The following is a 19,844-nucleotide window of genomic DNA, read 5'->3' on the forward strand; positions in this document are numbered from 1 at the left end:
GACTGCCCGCGAGGGCCGTCCGGGCCTCCCGGCCTCCGTCGTGCTGCGAGCGCGTCCGCAACCGGGGCCGGGACGCTGCAGCGGGCGCCGAACGGGCCGGAGAGGGCGATCCGCCCTCGATCGCCGACGCGATCCAGGTCGGTCTCGGCGGCGGTCCCCCGCCTCGACCCGGCGGCTCGCCGGGAACGACGGAACGGCCGGCCCCCCGCAGGGAGCCGGCCGTCCGGCCTCGCAGGATCTACAGGCCCTGGGAGAGGCGGTAGTACGCGGCGTTCGAGCGGATGTCGGACTCGAAGCCGCGGAGGGTGGTCGACTCGTCGATCACCAGGAGCTCGACGCCGGCGATGCGGGCGAAGTCCTCCCACGCCTCCAGCCCGATCTGCGTCGTCATCACCGTGTGGTGCGCGGCACCGGCGGTGATCCAGGCGGCGGCACTGGTGCCGAAGTCCGGGGCGGGCTGCCAGACGGCGCGGCCGACGGGCAGGTGCGGGAGCGTCTGGGGCGGCTCGACGTTCCGGACCTTGTTCGCGACCAGGCGGAAGCGCTCGCGGACGTCGCTCAGGGCGACCACCACGGCGGGGCCGGCGTCGGCGGTGAAGACCAGGCGCACCGGGTCCTCGCGGCCGCCGATGCCCAGCGGGTGGATCTCGAGCGAGGCGCGCTTCGACGACAGGGACGGCGACACCTCGAGCATGTGCGCGCCGAGGATGAGCTCCTCGCCGGGCGTCATGTCGTAGGTGTAGTCCTCCATCAGGCTGGTGCCGCCGGGGAGGCCGGCGCCCATGACGGCGGCGATGCGGATGAGGACGGCCGTCTTCCAGTCGCCCTCGCCGCCGAAGCCGTAGCCGTCGGCCATGAGGCGCTGCACGGCGAGTCCGGGGAGCTGGCGGAGCCCGCCGAGGTCCTCGAAGCTGTCGGTGAACGCCTCGAAGCCGCCCTCCTCCAGGAACGAGCGCAGGCCGATCTCGACCGCGGCGCCGTAGCGGAGCGACTCGTGGCGCTCGCCGCCGGGGAGCAGCTCGGGGACCACGTCGTAGCTCTCGAGGTACTCCGCGACGAGGGCGTCGATCTGCTCGGAGGTGGCGGCGTCGACGCGCTCGACGAGCTCGTTCACGCCCCAGGTGTTGACGCTGACGCCGAGGCGGATCTCGGCCTCGGTCTTGTCGCCCTCGGTGACGGCGACGTTGCGCATGTTGTCGCCGAAGCGGGCGACCTTCATGCTCTGCGAGGCGGACCAACCGGCGGCCGCGCGCGACCAGGTGCCGATGGCCTCGGTGACGCGGGCGTCGCTCGCGTGGCCGACGACCGTCTTCCGGGGCACGCTCATCCGGCTGAGGATGTAGCCGTGCTCGCGGTCGCCGTGCGCGGCCTGGTTGAGGTTCATGAAGTCGAAGTCGATGTCCTGCCACGGCAGGGCGACGTTCGCCTGGGTGTGGAAGTGCAGCAGCGGCTTGGCGAGCGCGTCGAAGCCGTGGATCCACATCTTCGAGGGGCTGAAGGTGTGCATCCAGGTGATGACGCCCACGACGGAGTCGTCGGAGTTCGCCTCGATCATGGTGCGGCGGATGGCGTCGGAGCTCTTCAGCACCGGCTTCCACTCGACGGTCACGGGGATCGCGCCCGCCTCGTTCAGCTGCGCGACGACGGCCTGCGACTGCTCGGCGACCTGGCGGAGGGTGTCCTCGCCGTAGAGGTCCTGGCTGCCGGTCAGGAACCAGACGGTGCGGGTGGCGAGGTCGGGGATGATGCTCTGGTACACGCTCATGCGATGGCTCCGGTGGGGTTCTGTCCGTAGACGTTCTGGTAGCGGTCGAACAGGGCGTCGATCGACTCCTGCGGGATGGGGACGAGCTCGCCGCCCTGGCGCGCGAGGTGCACGGTGCGGGCGACGTCCTCGGCCATGACGGCCGCCTTGACGGCGTCCTTCGCGTCCTTGCCGATGGTGAAGACGCCGTGGTTCTGCATCAGGACCGCGCGCGAGCGGTGGCCGCTGAGGGTCGCGACGATGCCGCGGCCGATGGAGTCGTCGCCGATGATCGCGAACGGGCCGATGGGGATCTCCCCGCCGAACTCGTCGGCCATCGCGGTGATGACGCAGGGGATCGACTCGGCGCGGGCCGCCCACGCGGTCGCGTAGGTGGAGTGCGTGTGCACGACTCCGCCGACCTCGGGCATCTCGCGGTACACGTAGGCGTGCGCCGCGGTGTCGCTGGAGGGGCTGCGGTCGCTGCCGGGGGTGCCGGGGACGACGTTCCCGTCGAGGTCGCAGAGGATCATGTTCTCGGGCGCGAGGTCGTCGTAGGAGACGCCGCTGGGCTTGATCACGAAGAGGTCGGCACCGGGCACGCGGCCCGAGATGTTGCCGCCGGTCCAGATGACGAGGCCGTAGCGGACGAGCTCGGAGTGCAGCCGCGCGACGTCCTCGCGGACGCGGGCGATCGCCTCCTCGACGGCGGGGGTCTGGGTGGTCATGCGGTGGCTCCCTGGTTCTGCGGGTCGGTGAGGGTCTCGACGGCGGTCTGCTCGACGGCGAGGCCGGCGTGGTAGCGCTCGAGGTAGGCGGAGAAGCCGGCGACGTCGTCCGCGTCGGGGGCGACGGTCTCGAAGCCGGAGTCGCCGAAGACCTGATCGGTGAGGTACGCGTCGAGCGCGACTCCGCTCTGCAGGCGGTAGGCGGCGAGCACCGCCATGCCCCACGGGCCGCCCTCGGAGGCGGTCGCGGCGACCGAGACGGGGGCGTCGAGCGCGCCGGCGAGGAAGCGCTGGGCGACCCCGGCGGTGCGGAACATGCCTCCGTGCGCGAACATCTCGTCGATCCGCACGCCCTCGCCCGCGAGGACGCGCATGCCCAGCGCCAGGGTGCCGAACACGCCGTAGAGCTGCGCGCGCATGAAGTTGGCGAGCGTGAGGCGCGAGTCGGGGGTGCGCACGACGAGCGGGCGGCCCTCGACCAGCCCGGCGATCGGCTCGCCCGCGAGGTGGTTGTAGGCGAGCAGTCCGCCCGCGTCCGCCTCGCCCTCGAGCGCCTCGGCGAAGAGGGTGCCGTAGACGGCGTCGCTGTCGGAGGGTCCGCCGGATGCGGCGGCGAATCGCGAGAACAGGCCGACCCAGCCGGCGAGCTCGCTGGCTCCGTTGTTGCAGTGGACCATCGCGACGAGGTCGCCCGCGGGGGTCGCGACGAGGTCGAGCTCGTGGTGCACGCTCTCCAAGGGGCCCTCGAGGACGACCATGGCGAAGATGCTGGTGCCGGCACTGACGTTGCCGGTGCGCGGAGCGACGGAGTTGGTCGCCACCATGCCGGTGCCGGCGTCGCCCTCGGGCGGGCAGGCGGGGGCGCCGGGCCGGAGGGAGCCGGTGGGGTCGAGCAGGAGCGCGCCCTCGGCGGTGAGCGAGCCGGCGTCGGCGCCCGCGGGGAGCACGGCGGGCAGCAGCTCGCGCAGGGGCTTCACGGCGCCGGCCGCGCGCTCGTCGTAGAGCTCGACGACACGCTGGTCGTAGTCGCGGGTCGCCGGGTCGGTCGGGACCATGCCGGAGGCGTCGCCGACTCCGAGGACCTTCTCGCCGGTGAGGCGCCAGTGCACGTAGCCGGCGAGGGTGGTGAGGAAGTCGATCCGCTCGACGTGCGGCTCGGAGTCGAGGGCCGCCTGGTGCAGGTGCGCGAGCGACCAGCGCAGCGGGATGTTGGCGCCGAACAGCTCGGTGAGCTCGGCCGACGCGGGCCCGGTGCTCGTGTTGCGCCAGGTGCGGAAGGGGACGAGCAGCCCGCCGTCCGCATCGAAGGGGAGGTAGCCGTGCATCATCGCCGAGACGCCGAGCGCCCCGACGGAGGAGAGCTGCGCGCCGTGGCGCGAGGAGGCGTCGGCGACGAGGTCCGCGTAGGCGGCCTGGAGGCCCGCGTGGACGGCGTCGAGGGAGTAGGTCCAGCGGCGGTCGACGAACTGGTTCTCCCACTCGTGGCTGCCGACGGCGAGGACCACGGACGGGTCGGCCGCGTCGACCAGGCACGCCTTGATCCGGGTGGAGCCGAGCTCGATGCCGAGGGCGGTGGCGCCGCTCGTGATCACGTCGGCGGGGGTGGGCCTGCGCTGGTCCATCATGCTCCTCGCTCGGGCGATGTGACCGTTCACAAAGCCCCGGGTCAGCGTAGGCGAAACGGCTCGGGGTCGGCAAGCGAGGGGCCCGCCGGCGGGGTCCGACTGCTTCTCCTCCGCCTCAAGCCCCTTCCGCCGGGGCCGCCTGCTTGGTCGCATGAGGCATGCGTGAGATCAGACTCGTCAGACTCGTCACCCGCCTCGAGAACGCCGCCGCCCTCGATCCGCTCGTCGGCCGGGTGAAGCGGGCCGTGAACGCGGTGGTCCGGCCGCAGCCGGTGCGGGACGTGCTGCACGGCGTCCCGGTCGGCCACCCCGTCCATCCGCTGCTCGTCCTCGTGCCCACCGGCGCCTGGGTGTCGGCGGCGGTGCTCGACCTGCTGCCGGGGAACCAGCGGGCGGCGCGGACCCTCGTCGGCGTCGGCGTGATCAGCGTCCTGCCGACCGCCGCCTCCGGCTTGACCGACTGGTCGGAGCTGCACGAGCAGCAGACCCGCGTCGGGCTGGTGCACTCGGCGGCCAACGTGGTCGCGACGGGCCTCTACGCCGCGTCGTGGCTGCAGCGCCGCCGCGGGCGCACCACGAGCGGGAAGGTGCTCGGGATGCTCGGGCTCGCCGTCGTCTCGGGCGGCGGCTACTTGGGCGGCCACCTCAGCTACCGGCAGGCGGCGGGGGTGAACCACGCGGAGGACGTGCCGCACCGCTTCCCCTCGGGCTGGCAGGAGCTCGGCGCCCTGGCGGACCTGCCGGAGCGCACGCCGGTGAGGAGGGAGGTCGCGGGCCTCCCCCTGCTCGCCTTCCGCCGGGGCGAGCGGATCGACGTGCTCTCGAACGTCTGCAGCCACCTCTCGGGCCCGCTCGACGAGGGCGAGGTCTCGGCGGACGGCTCGGGGGAGGCGTGCGTCGCCTGCCCGTGGCACGGCAGCGCCTTCTCGCTCGAGACCGGCGAGGTGCTGCGGGGGCCGGTGCTGCTCAGGCCTGAGCCGTCGACGCCCGCTCCACCAGCACCGGCGGCACCGGGCGGCCGACGGCGGGCTCCTCGCCGCGCAGCTCCGCGAGCACGACGCCGATCGTGCGGCGGCCGACCTCCGCGAAGTCCTGGCGGATGGTCGTCAGCGGCGGCTGGTAGTGCGCCGCCTCGGGGACGTCGTCGAAGCCGACGACGCTGAGGTCCTCGGGCACGCGCAGTCCCCGCTCGGTGCAGGCGTGCAGGAGTCCGAGGGCCATCTGGTCGTTGCCGGCGAACACCGCGGTCGGCAGAAGCGCGGCTCCGAGGAGGCGGAGGCCGGCTCGGTAGCCGGACTCGGCGCTCCAGTCGCCCTCCACGACGGCGACGGGGTCGAGGCCGGCCGCGCTCATCCCGGCGGCGAAGCCCTCGAGCCGCGCCTGCGCCTCCACCCAGTGCTGCGGACCGGCGAGGTGCGCGATGCGGGTGTGGCCGAGGCCGACGAGGTGCTCGGTCGCCAGTCGTGCTCCGGCCGCCTGGTCGACGAGGAGCAGGGAGTCGGCTCCGCGGTCCGTCGCGCCGAGCGTCACCGACGGGACGCCGATCGCGAGGCTCTCGATCGCCTCCAGCGCGCGCTCCTGCGGGGCGAGGACCACGATCGCCTCCACCGACTCCCGCTGCAGGTGGGCGAGGCCGTCGGCCAGCGACTCCGCGTCCGGCGCCGCGTTCACGACCGGGACCCGGTAGCCCGCGTCGCGCGCCGCCTGCTCGATCGCGGCCATCGCGGTGGCGGTGCCGTAGAAGCTGTGGCTCTCGGCGGCGAGGATCCCGATCAGGCCGGAGCGGCTCGTCGCCAGGGCGCGGGCGGCGGCGCTGGGGCGGAAGCCGAGATCCTCGATCGCGGCGAGCACGCGCTCCCGGGTGCGCGGCCGCAGCTGGGGGCTGTCGTTGAGCACGCGCGAGACCGTCTGGTACGACACTCCTGCCCGCACCGCGACGTCGCGGATGGTCGGCGCGCGGTCGAGGGGCATGGCCACACCGTAGCGGTGCGTGCGCCCCCGCCCCCTCCCGCGAGACGCCTCCCGGGTGCGCGTCCGTCGGCGGGTCGCGTACCGGAGCGGCGTCCCGCGGGCGCGGGTCAGGGGCCGCCGAGCCAGTGGTCGATGCGGTGGTGGTCGGGGGTGAAGCCGTGGTCGACGCCCCAGAGGACGGCCTGCGTGCGGCTGGTCGCGCCGATCTTGCCGTAGACGCTGCGGATGTAGGACTTCACCGTGTTGGGGCTGAGGTAGGTGAGCGCGGCGACGTCGGCGTTGCTCTTGCCCTGCGTGATGAGCGCGAGGATCTCCGACTCCCGGTCGGTGATGCCCTCGTGGCGGCCCGGCCAGTCGAGGCCCGGTGCGCTGCCCGCCCGCCGCGGAGGATCGCTGACGACGACCTCGCCCGCGGCCACCCGCTCGAGCGCGGCCACCAGCTCCCGCGCGGGCAGGGTCTTGGAGAGGTAGCCGTGGACGCCCTGCTCGAGGGCGTCCGCGATGAGCGTCGGCGCGAAGTTCCAGGTGTAGACGACCACGTGCTCGGCCCGCTCGTTGCGCACCAGCTCCGCGATCTCGTGGTGGTCCGACTCCGGCTGGGCGAACGAGTCGTAGAGGACGACGTCGATCCGGTCGGAGAGGGAGGCGTTCGCGTCGATCTCGGCGACGACCACCCGGTCGCGGTAGTGGTCGAACATGTGCGCGAGGCCTGTGAGGACGACGTCGTAGTCGTCGACGAGCGCGACGGTGAGGGGCGCACGGCGGGTCATGGTCGGACGCTACCGCACTGCTCGTCGGGGCGAGCACACCCCCAGGGGTGTACCGCCGCCTCCTCCGGGGTGGTTGCGTAGTCACCGGTCCCGCAACCGCGGAACCGACCAGCGGGCCCCCGCCCGCACAACGGAAGGACGACCGCCATGCTCGGTCTCATCATCAGCCTCATCGTCGTCGGACTCATCGCAGGAGCGCTGGCCCGGCTCATCGTCCCCGGGAAGCAGAGCATCAGCATCGGCATGACCATCGTGCTCGGTATCGTCGGCTCGTTCGTCGGCGGCTTCCTCGGGTTCCTGATCTTCCAGCACGACCCGATGGACGGCTTCTTCCAGCCCGCCGGCATCATCGGCTCGATCATCGGAGCGATCATCGTCCTGCTCGTCTACACCCGCTTCGCCGGCCGCTCCGCCGCGCGCCGCTGACCCGCAGCGCACGGCGACAGCGAGGTCGCTGCCGACCCGCGCTCCGCGGGCGTGCAGGCACCACGCTGACCGGCGGCCCCGGCCCGGCTCCCTCCACGGGCCGGGCCGTCGTGCTGTGCGCGGGGTGCCCGGGCGTCGTCCGCGGTCTCCGACGCTGCGTCCGCGGGTGCCGACGCTCCGTCCGCGGAGCCCGCGCCGCGTCCTCCGACCTCCGCGGATCAGCGGCGGAGTCCGTGGCTGCCGCGTCGGTGGCTGCCGAGTCCGTTGTCGCAGGGTCCGCAGCCGCGCAGTCCGTCGCCGCCCAGCCGCTGCGCACCGGGGTGCGCGATGCTCGGGCGATGCCGCTCGTCGTCCCCGATGCCCTCGTCCCGCTCGCGCTCCGGCTCGCCCGCGCGAACCGCACCTTCGTCAGCGCGGAGGGAGCCCGTCGCCGCATCCGGGAGCGCGCGCTCCGTCCCGCCTCCTACGGCCCGCCGCCCCGCCTCCGGCCCGGCGTGCGCGTCGACGTGGAGCAGGTCGGCTCCTGGCCGGTCTACACGATCCGCCCGCGGGTGATCCGCGGCGGCGTCGTCTACGTCCACGGCGGCGGCTGGGTGAACGAGATCGCGCCCCAGCACTGGTGGCTCGCCGCCCGCATCGCCGACGAGGCCTCCGTCGCGGTGACCCTCCCGATCTACCCGCTCGTGCCCTTCGGCACGGCGCTCGAGGCGCGCGACGGCGTCCGCGCCCTGGTGCTGCGGAGTCTGGAGCGGCACGGGGCGACCTGCCTCGCCGGCGACTCGGCGGGCGGCCAGATCGCCCTCTCTACCGCTCTCGCCCTGCGCGACGACGGGGTGGTCCTGCCGCGCACCACCCTCGTCTCGCCCGCGCTCGACCTCTCCTGGAGCAACCCGCGGATCCCCGAGGTGCAGCCGACCGATCCCTGGCTCGGCACCCCGGGTGGTCGCGTCCTCGCCGAGAGCTGGCGCGGCGCCCTCGACCTGCTCGATCCCGCGGTCAGCCCGCTGTTCGGCGACCTGGTGGGCCTCGGCCCCCTCACCGTCTTCACGGGCACGCGTGACGTCCTCAATCCGGACGCCTACGTGCTGGCCGAGCGGGCGGCGGCCGCCGCGGTCCCGTTCGAGCTCCACGAGGCCGTCGGGCAGGTGCATGTGTACCCGCTCGTGCCCACTCGGGCCGGCCGCGAGGCGCAGCACGACCTTGTCGAGGGGCTCCGCGCGGCGGTCTGACCGGAGGCTCGCCCAGGCGTCCGACAGGCTCCTCTCAGTCCGTCTTCCGGACGGCGGACGGCGCCTCCGCCCGCTCGTCCACGACGTCGAGGCGAGCCAGCGCGTTCGCCGTCCCCCGGCGCCCCCGCGTCGCGACCAGGCCGATCATCGCGGCCGCCGCGAGGACGAAGGCGAGCAGCGACCAGAACCCGCCCTCGACGGCGAGCAGGGTGGACCAGCCACCCGATCCCGCCGCCCAGCGCACGAGCCGCTGCCAGAGGAGCGGTCGCGGCTCGGGACGCAGGCGCACCACCGTCTCGCCGAGGGTCCGCCCGGACCGCAGCACGATCACCAGCTGGAGCAGCGGAGCGACGAACGGCAGGGCTCCGAGAACCACGTCCCCGGGGCTCGAGCGCGTGTCCACCCCCGCGAGCACGAGGCCGACCCCGGTGATCGAGACGAGCGCGCCCGTGAAGAGGCTCAGCGCGAGCACGTCGCAGAACATGCCGAACGCGCGGCGGCGGATCGTGACCGGGCGGGCCAGTTCCGGCACCGCGCCCTCGGTCCGGCGGGTGAAGAGGAGGAGGACGGGGGAGAGGAGGGTGCCGAGCAGGGCGCCGGCCGTGTTGGCAAGCAGGTCGTCGACGTCGAAGAGCCGGTAGGCGCACGGGTAGAGGAACCAGTCGCCCGTGAGCTGCGTGACCTCGATGAGGAGCGAGACGGCGAAGCCGGCGACGGTGCCGCCGATCAGCCCGGCGACGAGGCGCCCGCGCAGAGCGAGGTGTCGGACGAGCATCCCGAGGGGGACGAAGAAGACCACGTTCAGGAGCACCTGCGCGGACGCGGGGTTCGTCAGCAGCGCGCGGGGCCCGTCGATCCCGCCCTCCTTCGCGATGTCCCCGACGAAGGCGAACAGGCGCAGCTGAGGACCCGATCCGGTGCGGCAGGCGGCGGCGACCGTCGCCTCGTCGGGCAGGGGGAGGAGCGTGTAGGTGACGAGGGCGAGCGCGTAGACCACGGCGGCGAAGGCCAGCACCGCGTTGCCGATCCCGAGGACGCCGCGACGCCGGTACTGCAGGGCGGCCCAGGGCACGAGGCCCACGAGGGCGACGGCGGAGCCGAACAGGAGGGCGAGCACGGCGGAGGTCATCCATCGACAGTAGGAGAGTGCGACCCGATCCCGACCGCTTGGCGCATCAGTCGCCTCCGCCAGCGCGATTCGTCCCTCCCCAGCGCGGGATCCGCGCACCCCTCCACGGATCCGAGCGATCCCCGCCCGCCGCCCTCACGCCCTGCTAGCGTTTCCTGGGTCGCGTCCAAGAAACGCGCACACCCCCGACCCCTCCACGAAAGACGTCATGCCGCTGCGCCCCCGCTTCCTCGCCCTCCCCGCCGCCGTCGCGGCCGCCGCGCTCCTGCTCAGCGGCTGCACCGCCGAGACGCCGGACGCCTCCAGCACCCCCGTCGACGGCGGGACGCTGACCTACGCGTCCGGCGACGCCGAGCCCACCTGCCTCGACCCTCACGTCGGCGGCAACTACCCGCAGGCGCTCCTCGCGACGCAGGTGCTCGAGTCGCTCGTCTCGCGCGACGCAGACGGCACCATCACGCCCTGGCTGGCCGAGTCGTGGACCGTCTCGGACGACGCGCTCAGCTACGACTTCACCCTGCGCGAGGGCGTGACCTTCACCGACGGCACCGCCCTCGACGCGGAGGCGGTCGCCGCGAACATCGCGCACCTGCAGGACCCGGCGACCAAGTCCTCCACCGGCTACCTCGCCGTGGCGAAGGTCGCCTCCGTCACCGCGGTCTCGCCGACCGTCGCGCGCTTCACCCTGACCGCGCCGGACAGTGCGCTGCTCGAGTCGCTCGCGCAGCCGTGGACCGCGATCGAGTCGCCCGCCGGCATCGCCCGCGGCGAGGAGGCCAACTGCGAGGCGCCCGTCGGAACCGGCCCCTTCGCCGTCTCGGAGTGGGTCAAGCAGGACCACGTGACCCTCACCCGCAACGAGGCCTACGACGCGTCGACCGGCCCGACCGGGGACGGCCACGAGGGCCCCGCGCACCTGGCGAGCATCACCTGGCGCTTCATCCCCGACTCCGCCACCCGCTACGCGGCGCTGCAGTCGGGCGAGGTCGACGTGCTCGACAACGCCCAGCCCGACACCCTGAAGGCCGCGACCGGAGCGACCGACCTCGTCGAGCTCGACGCGCCCCGGCCCGGCTCGGTCAACCGCCTCGAGCTCAACTCCGGGCAGGCGCCGTTCGACGACGAGTCCGTCCGCGAGGCGTTCGTCCGCGGCGTCGGCGTGAACGACGCGATCGACTCCCTCTTCTTCGGCACCGCCGAGCGCTCCTACTCCCCGCTGTCCAGCCGCGAGGCGACCGCGTACTCCGACCCGTCGCTCTTCGAGGACGCCGGGTCCGACTCCGAGACGGCCGCCGCCGAGGACCTGCTCGAGAAGGCCGGCTGGGTGGACTCGGACGGCGACGGCATCCGCGAGAAGGACGGCACGCCGCTGACGCTGCGCTTCCCCGTCAGCACCAACCAGTCGATCCCGGCCGAGCAGTCGCTGTTCGAGCAGATCCAGGCCTCGGCGAAGACCCTCGGCTTCGACGTGCGGATCAGCCTGCTCGACCTGTCGAGCTGGTACACCGCGCTCGCGTCGAACGAGTACGAGCTGGTGAGCGCCCCGTACACGAAGGTCGGACCCGACGTGCTGCGGATCCTCTACTCCTCCTCCGGCATCACCCCCGCGCCGAGCGGCTACTTCGCCAACCACGCGCAGATCGCCGACCCCGCCCTCGACTCGCTGCTCGAGCAGGCGAGCGCCACGACCGACGAGGACGCCCGCGCCGACCTGTACGAGCAGGCGCAGCGGATCGTCCTCGAGGGCTACTGGATCCTGCCGCTCTACGACCAGCAGAACCACTACCTGCACCGGTCGGCCGTCCAGGGCCTCGTCGCCCTCGACACCGTGTCGACCCCCTGGTTCGCCGACGCCTGGGTCTGACCCGGCTCCGGAGAGCCGCCTGCACCGATCGATGAGCGGACGCGTGCCGGTCGAGTAGTCGCCGCGGCGGCGCATCGAGACCCCGCGATCGGGACGGGCGGATCTCGATGCGTCCGCTCCGCGGGCTGCTCGATCAGCAGGGGTCCGTCCTCCATGCTGGTCGAGTAGCCGCCGTCGGTCGCGCATCGCGTGCTCCGGAGGGAACGGACCTCGACGACGCCCCCCTCCACCGCCCCGACCAGAGAGGACGCCCGCCCGCATGATCCGTCGCGTGCTCCTCCGCCTCGGTGGCGCCCTCGTGGTGCTGTGGGCCGTCGCGACCGCCGTCTTCGTCCTCATCCGCCTCGTCCCCGGCGATCCGGCGGAGGCGATCCTCGGCGGTCCGGGCTCGCAGGCGTCGCCCGAGGCGCTCGCCGCGGTGCGGGAGCAGTACGGCCTCGACCAGCCGCTCCTCGTGCAGTACCTGGTGCAGCTCGGCAGGCTCGCGCGCGGCGACCTCGGCACCTCCTACTCCCTGCGCACTCCCGTCGCGCAGATCCTCGGCGAGCAGCTGCCCGGCACCCTCCTGCTCGCCGTGCTCGCGCTCACCGCCGCATGGATCCTGGCGCTCGCGACCGCCCTCTGGTCGACCCGGGGCGGCCGCCTCGCCGCCGCGGTCGGGTCCGGCCTCGAGCTCACGGCAGCCGCGCTCCCGCACTTCTGGCTGGCGACCGTGCTGATCGCCGTCTTCGCGACCGCGCTGCGCTGGCTGCCCCCGGTCAGCACCGGGTCGCCCGCCGGGCTGGTGCTGCCGACGCTCACCCTCGCGATCCCGCTGGCGGGCTTCCTCGGCCAGGTGATGCGCCGCTCCCTCCTCGACGCGCTGGAGTCGCCGTTCGTGCTCGCCGCTCGGGCGCGCGGCGAGGGCGAGCTCGGCGTCCGCGCCCGCCACGCGCTGCGCCACGCGGTGCTGCCGGGGGTCTCGCTCTCGGGCTGGGCGTTCGGCTACCTGATCGGCGGGGCCGTGGTGGTCGAGACGATCTTCGCGCGGCCGGGGCTCGGCCGGACGCTCCTCGCGGCGGTGACCGTCCGTGACGTGCCGGTGGTGACGGGTGTCGTGCTGGTCACGGCGCTGGCGTACATCGTCGTGACCCTCGCCACCGATCTGCTGACGCGCGTGATCGACCCGCGGCTGGCCCGGCGGGAGGTGGTCGCGTGAGCGAGCTCGAGCTGCGCGCCGCCCGCCCGCTCCGCCGGGGTCCCTCCCGCCTCCGCGCCGGCGAGGTGCTGGCCGCGGTCTTCGTGGTGCTGCTCCTGCTCGCCGCCGTCGCGCCCGGGCTGCTCGCCCCCTCCGATCCGCTCGCCGTCGCCCCGCGCGACGCCTTCACCCCACCGGGTGCCGCGCACCTGCTCGGCACCGACGAGTCCGGTCGCGACGTCCTCAGCCGCCTCATCGCGGGGGCCGGCGCATCCCTCCTGATCGGCGCCAGCGCCACCGCGATCGGCCTCGTCCTCGGCGCGGTGCTCGGGGTGGTCGCGGCGTTCGGCGGCCGCGTCGTCGACGGCGTGATCGGCCGCGTGCTCGAGGTGCTCTTCGCCTTCCCCGCGCTCCTGCTCGCGCTGCTCGTGATCGTGGTCACGGGTCCCGGAGTCGTCCCGGCCACCATCGCGGTCGGTCTCTCGACCGCGCCGGGGTACGCCCGCATCCTGCGCACGCAGCTGCTCGGCATCCGCGACTCCGGCTACGTCGAGGCGGCGCGCGTGCTGGGGCACGGACCCGTCCGCATCCTCGTCCGGCACGTCCTCCCCAACACCTTCGGGCCGCTCGCCGTGCTGGCGACCCTCGGCGTCGGCCAGGCGATCGTCTGGGCCTCGGCCCTCAGCTACCTGGGCCTGGGCGCCGAGCCGCCCGCGCCGGAGTGGGGCGCGATGCTCTCGGCGGGCCGCACCTACCTCGCGAGCGCGTGGTGGCTGACCGTGTTCCCGGGGCTGGCGATCGTGCTGACCACGATCGCGACGACGGTCCTCGGCGGGCGTCTGCGGGGTGCGCGGTGAGCGCGGTCGTCGTCGAGGGGCTCCGGGTCGCCTTCGACGGAGTCGAGGTGGTGCACGGGGTCTCGTTCCGCGTGGAGCCGGGGGAGTGCGTCGCGATCGTCGGCGAGTCCGGGTCAGGCAAGAGCGTCACCGCGCGAGCGCTGCTGGGGCTCAGCGGAGGCGCCGTGACCGGGAGCGTCCGCGTCGGCGGGACCGAGGTGGTCGGAGCGGACGAGCGGGAGCTGCGGCGGCTGCGCGGCGGATCCGTCGGCTTCGTCCCGCAGGACGCGCTGCTCTCGCTCGACCCGCTGCGCCCGATCGGCCGCGAGATCGGCGACGTGCTCCGCCTCCACGGCCGCATCCCCGCGGCCGAGCGCGCGCAGCGGACGGTCGAGGCCCTGGCGAGCGTCGGCATGCCGGAGCCGGCCGAGCGGATGCGGGAGCGCTCCGGCGACCTCTCCGGCGGGCTCCGCCAGCGCGCCCTCCTCGCGGCGGCGGTGGCGCTCGATCCGCCGCTGCTCGTCGCCGACGAGCCGACCACCGCGCTCGACGTGACCGTGCAGGCCCGCGTGCTCGAGCTCTTCGCCGAGCAGAAGGCGCGCGGCCGGGCGCTCGTCCTGGTCTCGCACGACCTCGCGGTGGTGGCGGGCCTCGCCGACCGCATCCTCGTGCTGGCCGACGGCCGCGTGGTGGAGGAGGGGACCGCGGCCGAGGTGCTGCGCGCGCCCCGCAGCCCCGAGGCCCGCGCGCTCGTGGCCGCCGTCCCCGCAGGGCGCCCGCGCGGCTCGCGGCTCACCGACCCGACCGCACCGGCGACCCCGCCCGAGACCTTCGGCGAGGTCGTGGTCGCGGCCCGCGGACTCGCCGCCCGCTTCCCGCTGCCCGGCGGAGGAGTGCGGGTCGCGGTCGACGACGTCGACCTCCGGCTGCGGCGCGGCGAGACCGTGGGGCTCGTCGGCGAGTCCGGGTCGGGCAAGAGCACGGTGGCCCGGCTCGTGCTGGCGCTGCGGCGTCCGGACGCGGGCGCCGTCGAGCTGTTCGGCGAGCCGTGGTCGGCAGCGACCGAGCGCTCCCGCCGTCCCCGCCGCCCGCGGATCGGCGCCGTCTACCAGGACAGCCTCTCCTCGTTCGACCCGCGCTGGAGCGTCGGCCGCCTCCTCCGCGACGCCGGCGCCGCCTCCGTGCCCGCGCTGCTCGAGAGCGTGGGGCTCGACCCCGCCCTGGAGCGGCGCTCGCCGCGGACCCTCTCCGGCGGTCAGCGCCAGCGCGTCTCGATCGCCCGGGCGCTGGCGACGCGCCCCGACGTGCTGATCTGCGACGAGCCCGTCTCGGCCCTCGACGTGTCGGTGCAGGCGCAGATCCTCGACCTGCTCGACGACCTGCAGCGCCGTCACGGCCTCGCCCTCCTCCTCATCTCGCACGATCTCGGCGTGATCGCCCACATGAGCGATCGCATCGCGGTGATGCGCGAGGGCCGGATCGTCGAGGCGGGGCCGGCCGCGTCGCTCCTGGCCGCACCGCAGGAGGAGTACACGCGCCGCCTGCTCGCCGCCGCCCCGCGCCTCGAGCGCTGAGCCGTCCGCGGCGCGACCCCCGCGCAAGCCCGCGCCGCGAATCCGCCGCACCTCCACCACGTGTCGGACCTGCGGCGTAGCGTTGCCGAGGTGATGCGCCCGACGCCCCAGACCCTCGGCCAGCTCCGTGCCTCCGGGCACGTGCAGAAGAGCCTCCGCACCGAGATCCGCGACAACCTGCTCGACGCCCTGCGCGAGGGCCGCGACCCCTGGCCGGGCCTGCACGGCTTCGCCGAGACGGTCATCCCGCAGGTCGAGCGCGCCGTCATCGCCGGCCACGACATCGTCCTGCTGGGCGAGCGCGGCCAGGGCAAGACCCGCCTCCTGCGCACCCTCGTCGGCCTGCTCGACGAGTGGACGCCCGTCATCGAGGGGTCCGAGCTGGGCGAGCACCCCTACGAGCCGATCACCACGGAGAGCCGCCGCCGCGCGGAGGAGCTGGGCGAGGACCTGCCCGTCGCGTGGAAGCCCCGCGAGGAGCGCTACGTCGAGAAGCTGGCCACCCCCGACACCAGCGTCGCCGACCTCATCGGCGACGTCGACCCGATGAAGGTGGCCGAGGGCCGCAGCCTGGGCGACCCGGAGACCATCCACTTCGGCCTCATCCCGCGCAGCCACCGCGGCATCGTCGCGATCAACGAGCTGCCGGACCTGGCCGAGCGGATCCAGGTCGCCATGCTCAACGTGATGGAGGAGCGCGACATCCAGATCCGCGGCTACGTCCTCCGCCTCCCCCTCGACGTCCTCGTCGTCGCGAGCGCGAACCCGGAGGACTACACGAACCGCGGCCGGATCATCACGCCGCTGAAGGACCGCTTCGGCGCCGAGATCCGCACCCACTACCCGACCGCTCTCGTCGACGAGGTCGCCGTCATCCGGCAGGAGGCGGACCTCGTCGCGACCGTGCCCGATGCGCTCATCGAGATCCTCGCCCGCTTCACGCGGGCCCTGCGCGAGTCGAGCTCCGTCGACCAGCGCAGCGGCGTCAGCGCCCGCTTCGCCATCGCCGGCGCCGAGACGATCGCCGCCGCCGCCCTGCACCGCGCCACCCGCCGCGGCGAGGAGGAGGCGGTCGCCCGCCCCATCGACCTCGAGACCGCCGTCGACGTGCTCGGCGGCAAGATCGAGTTCGAGTCGGGGGAGGAGGGCCGCGAGGACGAGATCCTCGACCACCTGCTCCGTCAGGCCACCGCCGAGACCGTCCGCGCCCACCTGCGCGGCGTCGACCTCGGGCCGCTCGTCGAGGCGGTCGAGAACGGCGCGATGATCACGACCGGCGAGCAGGTGACCGCCCGCGAGTTCCTGGCCGGCCTGCCGCTGCTGGGCGAGGCCCGCGTGTACGACGAGGTCGCCGAGCGCCTCGACGCCGTGGGGGAGGGGCGCCGCGCCGGAGCGGTCGAGCTCGCCCTCGAGGGCCTCTACCTCTCGCGCAAGCTGAGCAAGGAGACGGGCGGGGGCGAGGCCGTCTATGGCTGATGCTCCGCGCGGCAACCGGCGGCTGAAGCGCGACGCGCGCTACGCGAAGTACGACGGGGGACCCGATCCGCTCGCTCCTCCGGTCGACCTGAAGGAGGCCCTCGACGCGATCGGCGAGGACGTGATGGGCGGCACCTCGCCCGAGCGCGCCCTGCGCGAGTTCCTCCGCCGGGGCACCCGCGACCGCGAGGGCCTGGACGACCTGGCCGCCCGCGTCGCCGAGCGGCGTCGCGAGCTCACGCAGAGGAACAACCTCGACGGCACGCTCCGCGAGATCCGCGAGCTCCTCGACAAGGCCGTCCTCGCCGAGCGCAAGCAGCTCGCCCGCGACACGCAGATGGACGACGGCGACCGCGCGCTCGCCGAGATCCAGCTCGACAGCCTCCCGCCCTCGCCGGCCGCGGCCGTCTCGGAGCTCCGCGACTACCGCTGGCAGAGCCCCGAGGCGCGCGCCGACTTCGAGCGGATCCGCGAGCTCCTCGGCCGCGAGATGCTCGATCAGCGCTTCGAGGGGATGAAGCAGGCCCTCGAGAACGCGAGCGACGAGGACCGCGCCGCGATCGACGCGATGCTCCGCGACCTGAACGAGCTGCTCGAGGCGCACGCGCGCGGGGAGGACACCCCCGAGCAGTTCGACGCCTTCATGGAGCAGCACGGCGAGTACTTCCCCGAGGGACCGGAGTCGGTGGACGAGCTGATCGACGCGCTCGCCGCCCGCGCGGCCGCGGCCCAGCGGATGCGCAACTCGATGACCGCCGAGCAGCGCGCCGAGCTCGACGCCCTCGCCCAGGAGGCCTTCGGCACGCCGGAGCTCATGCAGTCCCTCGGCCGCCTCGACGAGACCCTGCGGGGGCTCCGTCCCGGCGAGGACTGGGGCGGCTCCGAGCGGATGGACGGCGAGCAGGGGCTCGGCCTCGGCGACGGGACGGGCGTGTTCCAGGAGCTGGCCGACCTCGACGCCCTCGCCGACCAGCTCGCGCAGACGGACCGCTCCTCCCTCGACGACCTCGACCTCGACCTGCTGGCGAAGCGCCTCGGCGAGGACGCCTCCGTCGACGCGCAGACGCTCAAGCGCCTGGAGCGGGCCCTGCGCGACTCCGGGACCCTGCGCCGCGGCTCCGACGGCCGCCTCGCCCTCAGCCCGAAGGCCATGCGCCAGCTCGGGAAGGCGCTCCTGCGCGACATCGCCGAGACCGTCTCCGGCCGTCAGGGCGCCCGCGACGTCCGGCGCGCGGGTGCGGCGGGCGAGCGTTCCGGAGCGACGCGCTCGTGGGAGTTCGGCGACACCGAGGCCTGGGACATCCCCCGCACGGTGACCAACGCCCTCACCCGCACCGCCGGCGAGGGCCGACCGGTCGGCTCCGGTGTGCGCATCCGGATCGACGACGTCGAGGTGCAGGAGACGGAGGCGCGCACGCAGGCCTGTGTCGCGCTCCTCGTCGACACATCGTTCTCGATGGCGATGGACGGCCGCTGGGTGCCGATGAAGCGCACCGCGCTCGCCCTGCACACCCTGATCAGCAGCCGGTTCCGCGGAGACGCGCTGCAGCTCGTCGCCTTCGGCCGACGCGCCGAGGTGATGGACGTCGAGCAGCTGGTGGGCCTGGACGCGGAGTGGGACAAGGGCACGAACCTGCACCACGCGCTGCTGCTGGCCAACCGGCACTTCCGCAAGCACCCGAACGCGCAGCCGGTGCTGCTCATCGTCACCGACGGCGAGCCGACCGCGCACCTCGAGCCCGACGGCGGCGTCTTCTTCGACTACCCGCCGGACCCGCTGACCGTCGCCGTCTCGGTCCGCGAGCTCGACGCGTCGCTCCGCCTCGGCGCGCACACCACGTTCTTCCGCCTGGGTGACGACCCGGGCCTCGCGCGCTTCATCGACTCGCTCGCCCGCCGGGTCGGCGGCTCGGTGGTGAACCCGGAGGCGGAGGACCTGGGAGCGGCCGTCGTCTCCTCCTACCTCGGCGCTCGCGGCGCGGGTCCGGGAGGCGGCGGAGCGCCGGGCGAGGAGCTGTTCGGCCGCGGCTGGAGCTTCTGAGCCGTTCAGGATGCAGGAGGGATCCGCTCCCGCGCCTGAGGATCAGCGCGTCTCCGCCGCTCCGGAGGCGTTCGTCCTGAGTTCTGACCGCGCCCGGCTCAGAACAGCGGCCAGGGCACCGCGGGCATCCCGCCCCGCGGGCCCGGGAAGCGGCCGAAGGAGCCGAGCCGCTCGCAGCGCTTCGCGAACGCGGCGACCTCGTCCTCGGTGAGCAGCTCCGAGAGCGCCTCGCCGAGCGGTCCGTCGATCTGCGCGCGCAGGAGCGTCAGCGCCGTCAGCTCCTCCTCGAGCAGCGGTTCGCCGATCCAGCCCCAGAGGACCGTGCGCAGCTTGTGCTCGGAGTGGAAGGTGAGGCCGTGGTCGACCCCGTAGCGGTGGCCGTCGGGCAGCGCGAGCACGTGCCCGCCCTTCCGGTCCGCGTTGTTGGCGACCACGTCGAACACGGCCATCCGGCGCAGCGCCGTCGAGTCCTCGTGCACGAGGGAGATGTCCCGGTCCTCCTCGTCGCTGCCGTCGAGGACGTGCCGCCATCCGTCGGGCACGGCGTCGGCGGGCACCAGGTCGACCGCGTCCTGGTCCGGATCGATGTCCTGCCAGAGCTGGACCATGCCCGGCCCGAGCGGACCGTCGCGGAGCCACGTGCGCGGCACCACGTTCCAGCCGAGCGCCTCCGAGACGAGGTACGCGGCGACCTCGCGGCCCGCGAGCACGCCGTCCGGGAAGTCCCACAGCGGCTTCTCGCCCGAGATCGGCTTGTAGACGACGGACGTCTCGCCGAGCTGCGCGAGGAACGTCGCGTTCGAGGCGATCGTGATCCTTCCGGCCAGCTCCAGCTCGCCGTCGAGCCCGCCCGGGTCGCTCATGCGAGCGGGCAGTCGTGCCCGTCGGGATCCATCGGCTCGCCGCAGCGGGGGCAGAGCTGACGTCCGGCGCCGACGACCTCGAGGGTGCGCTTCGCGAAGGCGCGCGCCGTTCCGACCGGGATCTTCACCTGCAGCATCTCGGTGGGCTCGGGCTCCTCCTCGGAGTCGTCCTCCGCCTCGGTCAGCGGGTAGGCCTCGATCACGATCTGCGCGGTGGACGGGTCCCAGCCGAGGCTGAGCCCGCCGACGCGGAACTCGGGCTCCACGGGCTGGTCGAGCGGGTCGTTGTCGACGAGCTCCGGGGGAGTGCCGGCGGGGACGCTGACCGGATTGCCCTGGGCGGTCATCAGCTGGTCGAGGATCTCGTCGATCTTCTCGGCGAGGAGGGCCG

16 protein-coding genes and 1 pseudogene are annotated in these 19,844 nt (G+C 74.1%); 9 read left to right on the top strand and 8 right to left on the bottom strand.

Features of this window, described 5'->3' with window-relative positions; all coding sequences use genetic code 11:
* Positions 1 to 238: 238 nt before the first annotated feature.
* Genes araA through C5C27_RS04975 form a run of 3 tightly spaced genes read right to left on the bottom strand, consistent with a single transcriptional unit; the run spans position 239 to position 4,094 of the window.
* Positions 239 to 1,765, bottom strand: a complete 1,527-nt coding sequence (araA, locus tag C5C27_RS04965) for an L-arabinose isomerase (RefSeq protein WP_104224686.1) — start codon at positions 1,763 to 1,765, stop codon at positions 239 to 241.
* Positions 1,762 to 2,472 carry an L-ribulose-5-phosphate 4-epimerase gene (locus C5C27_RS04970; RefSeq protein ID WP_104224687.1) on the bottom strand — a complete coding sequence of 237 codons (711 nt, stop codon included), beginning with the start codon at positions 2,470 to 2,472 and terminating at the stop codon, positions 1,762 to 1,764. The genes araA and C5C27_RS04970 overlap by 4 nt, the downstream gene beginning before the upstream one ends.
* Positions 2,469 to 4,094 (bottom strand): xylulokinase, encoded by a 1,626-nt coding sequence (locus C5C27_RS04975; RefSeq protein WP_104313782.1) that lies wholly within the window; start codon positions 4,092 to 4,094, stop codon positions 2,469 to 2,471. Before C5C27_RS04975 ends, C5C27_RS04970 begins: the two co-directional genes overlap by 4 nt.
* A gap of 161 nt (positions 4,095 to 4,255) precedes the next feature.
* Between C5C27_RS04975 and C5C27_RS04980 the strand changes: the two are divergent.
* Positions 4,256 to 5,068, top strand: a pseudogene (locus tag C5C27_RS04980) (DUF2231 domain-containing protein); the annotation flags it as partial.
* Here C5C27_RS04980 and C5C27_RS04985 read toward each other — a convergent pair.
* Positions 5,064 to 6,068 (bottom strand): LacI family DNA-binding transcriptional regulator, encoded by a 1,005-nt coding sequence (locus C5C27_RS04985; protein ID WP_104313783.1) that lies wholly within the window; start codon positions 6,066 to 6,068, stop codon positions 5,064 to 5,066. The pseudogene C5C27_RS04980 and the gene C5C27_RS04985 sit on opposite strands and share 5 nt — an antisense overlap.
* A gap of 107 nt (positions 6,069 to 6,175) precedes the next feature.
* Positions 6,176 to 6,838, bottom strand: coding sequence for a response regulator transcription factor (locus C5C27_RS04990; protein ID WP_104225041.1), 663 nt, complete (start codon positions 6,836 to 6,838; stop codon positions 6,176 to 6,178).
* A gap of 147 nt (positions 6,839 to 6,985) precedes the next feature.
* Here C5C27_RS04990 and C5C27_RS04995 point away from each other — a divergent pair, with 147 nt between their 5' ends.
* Both C5C27_RS04995 and C5C27_RS05000 read left to right on the top strand, forming a co-directional pair.
* A complete protein-coding gene (locus C5C27_RS04995) occupies positions 6,986 to 7,264 on the top strand; it encodes a GlsB/YeaQ/YmgE family stress response membrane protein (protein ID WP_104225042.1) in 279 nt (92 codons plus the stop codon).
* 338 nt (positions 7,265 to 7,602) lie between these two features.
* A complete protein-coding gene (locus tag C5C27_RS05000) occupies positions 7,603 to 8,493 on the top strand; it encodes an alpha/beta hydrolase fold domain-containing protein (protein WP_104313784.1) in 891 nt (296 codons plus the stop codon).
* A 34-nt stretch (positions 8,494 to 8,527) separates the two neighbouring features.
* Here C5C27_RS05000 and C5C27_RS05005 read toward each other — a convergent pair whose 3' ends face one another.
* Positions 8,528 to 9,622 (bottom strand): VanZ family protein, encoded by a 1,095-nt coding sequence (locus tag C5C27_RS05005; protein ID WP_104313785.1) that lies wholly within the window; start codon positions 9,620 to 9,622, stop codon positions 8,528 to 8,530.
* Between the two features lie 208 nt (positions 9,623 to 9,830).
* Here C5C27_RS05005 and C5C27_RS05010 point away from each other — a divergent pair, with 208 nt between their 5' ends.
* The 6 genes from C5C27_RS05010 (at position 9,831) to C5C27_RS05035 (ending at position 18,590) form a co-directional block, all read left to right on the top strand.
* Complete coding sequence (locus tag C5C27_RS05010) at positions 9,831 to 11,486, top strand: ABC transporter substrate-binding protein (RefSeq protein ID WP_104313786.1); 1,656 nt, start codon at positions 9,831 to 9,833, stop codon at positions 11,484 to 11,486.
* Positions 11,487 to 11,745: 259 nt separating this feature from the next.
* A complete protein-coding gene (locus C5C27_RS05015) occupies positions 11,746 to 12,684 on the top strand; it encodes an ABC transporter permease (protein WP_104313787.1) in 939 nt (312 codons plus the stop codon).
* Positions 12,681 to 13,520: an ABC transporter permease gene (locus tag C5C27_RS05020; RefSeq protein WP_104225046.1), complete on the top strand. Its 840-nt coding sequence runs from the start codon at positions 12,681 to 12,683 to the stop codon at positions 13,518 to 13,520. Before C5C27_RS05015 ends, C5C27_RS05020 begins: the two co-directional genes overlap by 4 nt.
* Positions 13,517 to 15,073: an ABC transporter ATP-binding protein gene (locus C5C27_RS05025; RefSeq protein WP_104313788.1), complete on the top strand. Its 1,557-nt coding sequence runs from the start codon at positions 13,517 to 13,519 to the stop codon at positions 15,071 to 15,073. Before C5C27_RS05020 ends, C5C27_RS05025 begins: the two co-directional genes overlap by 4 nt.
* A gap of 93 nt (positions 15,074 to 15,166) precedes the next feature.
* Positions 15,167 to 16,549, top strand: coding sequence for a magnesium chelatase (locus tag C5C27_RS05030; RefSeq protein WP_104313789.1), 1,383 nt, complete (start codon positions 15,167 to 15,169; stop codon positions 16,547 to 16,549).
* Positions 16,542 to 18,590, top strand: coding sequence for a VWA domain-containing protein (locus tag C5C27_RS05035; protein WP_104313790.1), 2,049 nt, complete (start codon positions 16,542 to 16,544; stop codon positions 18,588 to 18,590). Before C5C27_RS05030 ends, C5C27_RS05035 begins: the two co-directional genes overlap by 8 nt.
* 98 nt (positions 18,591 to 18,688) lie before the next feature.
* On the opposite strand, the gene C5C27_RS05040 is transcribed toward C5C27_RS05035, so the two are convergent.
* Together C5C27_RS05040 and C5C27_RS05045 are read right to left on the bottom strand one after the other, a co-directional pair.
* Positions 18,689 to 19,453, bottom strand: a complete 765-nt coding sequence (locus tag C5C27_RS05040) for an SCO1664 family protein (protein ID WP_104313791.1) — start codon at positions 19,451 to 19,453, stop codon at positions 18,689 to 18,691.
* On the bottom strand, positions 19,450 to 19,844 hold a 395-nt coding region (locus tag C5C27_RS05045), incomplete at its 5' end, for a DUF3090 domain-containing protein (RefSeq protein WP_104313792.1). The genes C5C27_RS05045 and C5C27_RS05040, both read right to left, overlap by 4 nt.

This window comes from Rathayibacter sp. AY2B7 (assembly GCF_002931635.1).
GTDB lineage: Bacteria > Actinomycetota > Actinomycetes > Actinomycetales > Microbacteriaceae > Rathayibacter.